Origin of the sequence: Acidocella sp., assembly GCF_028687955.1 — a bacterium.
Classification (GTDB): Bacteria; Pseudomonadota; Alphaproteobacteria; order Acetobacterales; family Acetobacteraceae; genus Acidocella.
This window is the reverse complement of sequence record NZ_JAQTZC010000119.1, coordinates 1-3,161: the sequence shown is the minus strand read 5'-3', so window position 1 is coordinate 3,161 and position 3,161 is coordinate 1. Positions and strand designations below refer to the sequence as shown.

Here is a 3,161-nt window from a genome sequence, read left to right as displayed (position 1 = left end):
CTAAGCCGACTTCTGGGTGTAGCCAGATAGGTGTTACCATCGAAAAACTGATTTTTTAAAGATTGGCTATATTACAGCAACAATCAAAAAAGCATGGCGGAGAGGGTGGGATTCGAACCCACGGTAGGCTTGCACCCACAACAGTTTTCGAGACTGCCCCAATCGGCCACTCTGGCACCTCTCCCGAGTACGGCTATGCGTCTCGCCAGCGGCTTATACGGGTCAGCCAGCTCCCCTGCAACCGCCCAGCGCCTCCCGGCGACAACATCTGCGAACTTTATCTGACCATTCGCCCACCAGCCCCGCGCTTTCAGCATTGACACTTCCCCCCGCCCGGCTATAACGCGCCACTCTCGCGACAGGGCCCGGCCCCGCCGCGCACTCTATTTTTGACGACACCAGATTGGACCTAGACCTATGTTCGCAGTCATCCGCACCGGCGGCAAGCAATACCGCGTCACCCCGGACGCCGTATTAAAAGTTGAGAAGCTCGAGGCGGAAGCTGGCAGCACCGTCACCTTCACGGATGTTCTGGCCGTTGGTGGCGAGAACGGGTTGAAGCTCGGCGCCCCGAACCTAGCTGGCGCCTCCGTCACCGCGACCGTCATCGCCCAGGACCGTCTGGCCAAAGTCATCATCTTCAAAAAGCGCCGCCGGCAAAACAGCCGCCGCAAGAACGGCCACCGCCAGTGCGTCACCGTTCTGCGCGTCTCCGCCATTAACGCGGCTTAAGGAGCAGTCACATGGCACATAAAAAAGCAGGCGGTTCTTCGCGTAACGGCCGCGATACCGCGGGCCGCCGCCTTGGCGTCAAAAAATCCGGCGGGCAGGACGTGGTTGCCGGCAACATCATAATCCGCCAGCGTGGCACCAAGGTGAAGCCAGGCATCAACGTCGGCCTCGGCCGCGACCATACGATCTTCGCCCTCGCTGATGGCAAGGTCCTGTTCGAGCGCAAATCCGATGACCGCGTGCATGTATCCGTGACTCCGGTTAAACTCGCCGCCGAATAATCCGGCCGCGCAATCCTTCGAAGAAGGCCGGCACCAGCCGGCCTTTTTTGTTTTAGCAGATCGAAAAAATGAAATTCCTCGACCAGGCCAAAATCTACCTTAAATCCGGCGACGGCGGCGATGGCGTCACGGCCTTCCGGCGCGAGAAATTCATCCAACTCGGCGGCCCCGACGGCGGTGACGGTGGCCGCGGCGGTGACATCGTGTTCGAGGCGGTCGAGAACCTCAACACCCTGATCGACTTCCGCTACACCCAGCACTTCCGCGCCCGCAAGGGCGGCAACGGCTCCGGCGCGGACCGTACCGGCGCTGGCGCCCCCACCCTGCGCATCAAAGTCCCCATCGGCACGCAAATTTTCGCCGATAACAAAGAGACCCTCCTGGCGGACATGGACGCGCCCGGCAAAACCATCACCCTGCTGCGTGGCGGCGACGGCGGCTTCGGCAACGCGCGCTTCAAAACCTCCACCAACCGCGCGCCCCGCCGCGCCGACAAAGGCTGGCCTGGTGAGGAACGCTGGGTCTGGCTGCGCCTCAAACTCATCGCCGATGTCGGTCTCGTCGGCCAGCCCAACGCCGGCAAATCCACCTTTCTTTCCGTGGTCTCCGGCGCGCACCCCAAAATCGCTGACTATCCCTTCACCACCCTGCACCCGCAGCTCGGCGTCGTGCGCCTGTCCATGTCCGAGGAATTCGTCATCGCTGACATCCCCGGCCTCATCGAGGGCGCGCACGAAGGCACCGGCCTTGGCACCCGCTTCCTCGGCCATGTCGAGCGCTGCGCCGTGCTGGTCCACCTGATCGACGGCGCCGCCGGCAACTGTGTCGACTCCTGGCGCACCGTGCGCCACGAACTCGCCGAATACGGCGGCGGCCTCGCGGAAAAGCCCGAAATCATCGTCCTCAACAAGGCCGATGCCATGTCGCCCCGCGAAATCTCCTCGCGCCGCGCCGCCCTCGCCAAAGCCTCCGGCGCCACTGTCATGATCGCCTCCGGCGTCTCCGGCCAGGGCATCCCCGAGGTGTTGCGTGCGCTGCAAACCATCGTCACGGAATCCCGGAAAAAATGATCCCATCGCTGACCGCCGCCCGCCGCATCGTGGTGAAAATCGGCAGCGCCCTCATCGTAGACCCCGCCACCGCCTCGCCCCGCACCGGCTGGCTGAACAGCGTCACGGCGGACATCGCCGCCCTGGCGGCCCGCGGCACGGAGGTCATCGTCGTCTCCTCCGGCGCCATTTCGCTCGCGCGCCGCAAGCTCAACCTCACTTCCCCCAAGCTCCGCCTTGAGGAAAAACAGGCCGCCGCCGCCGTCGGCCAGATCCGCCTCGCCCAGGCCTGGTCAGACTCCTTAAGCAGCCAGCACCTCACCGCCGCCCAGCTCCTGCTCACCCTGGAAGACACCGAGGACCGGCGCCGCTACCTCAACGCGCGCGCCACCCTCAGCACGCTGCTCGCCCTGCGCTGCATCCCCGTCATCAACGAGAACGACACCGTCGCCACCGCCGAAATCCGCTTCGGCGACAACGACCGTCTAGCCGCCCGCGTGGCTGAAATGGTCCAGGCAGACGCCCTCATCCTCCTCTCCGATATTGACGGCCTCTACACCGCCGATCCGCGCAAAAACCCCACCGCCGCCCACATCCCCGTGGTCGAGGCCATCACCCCGGAAATTGACGCCTGCGGCGGCGAACCGCCCCCCGGCTATTCCTCCGGCGGCATGCGCACCAAGCTGGCCGCCGCCCACATCGCCACACAGTCGGGCGTCGCCATGGCCATTGCCTTGGGCAATCCGCAGCACCCGCTCGCCGCCGTTGCTGCGGGCGCCAAATGCACATGGTTCCTCCCCGCGCCTGAAGGCCGCGGCGCGCGCAAAAACTGGATCGCCGGCCACCTCGCCCCGCAAGGCACGCTGATGATCGACGACGGCGCCGCCCGCGCCCTGCGCAAAGGCTCCTCCCTGCTGCCCGCCGGCATCAAAACCGTCACCGGCAGTTTCGAGCGCGGCGACCCCGTGGAAATCCTTGATGCAACCGGCACCCGCATCGCCCGTGGCCTCGCCGCGTACTCCAGCGCCGATGCCCAAACCCTGGCCGGCCACCGTTCCGATGATTTCGAAGCCCTCCTGGGCTTCCGCGGCCGCGACGA

General features: G+C 65.1%; 4 protein-coding genes and 1 tRNA gene. 4 read left to right on the top strand and 1 reads right to left on the bottom strand.

Annotation, left to right across the window (positions count from 1 at the left end):
- Positions 1-94 precede the first annotated feature (94 nt).
- A tRNA-Ser gene (locus PHE40_RS10900) sits at positions 95-184 on the bottom strand.
- 233 nt (positions 185-417) lie between these two features.
- Here PHE40_RS10900 and rplU point away from each other — a divergent pair.
- The 4 genes from rplU to proB all read left to right on the top strand — a co-directional run.
- Positions 418-732 (top strand): 50S ribosomal protein L21, encoded by a 315-nt coding sequence (gene rplU / locus PHE40_RS10895; protein WP_299961665.1) that lies wholly within the window; start codon positions 418-420, stop codon positions 730-732.
- Between the two features lie 11 nt (positions 733-743).
- The gene (gene rpmA, locus PHE40_RS10890) at positions 744-1,013 is read left to right on the top strand and encodes a 50S ribosomal protein L27 (RefSeq protein ID WP_291424223.1); all 270 of its coding nucleotides are present in this window, start codon (positions 744-746) and stop codon (positions 1,011-1,013) included.
- A 68-nt stretch (positions 1,014-1,081) separates the two neighbouring features.
- Complete coding sequence (obgE, locus tag PHE40_RS10885; protein WP_299961663.1) at positions 1,082-2,083, top strand: GTPase ObgE; 1,002 nt, start codon at positions 1,082-1,084, stop codon at positions 2,081-2,083.
- The coding region (proB, locus tag PHE40_RS10880; protein WP_299961661.1) for a glutamate 5-kinase at positions 2,080-3,161 on the top strand (1,082 nt) is incomplete at its 3' end. The genes obgE and proB, both read left to right, overlap by 4 nt.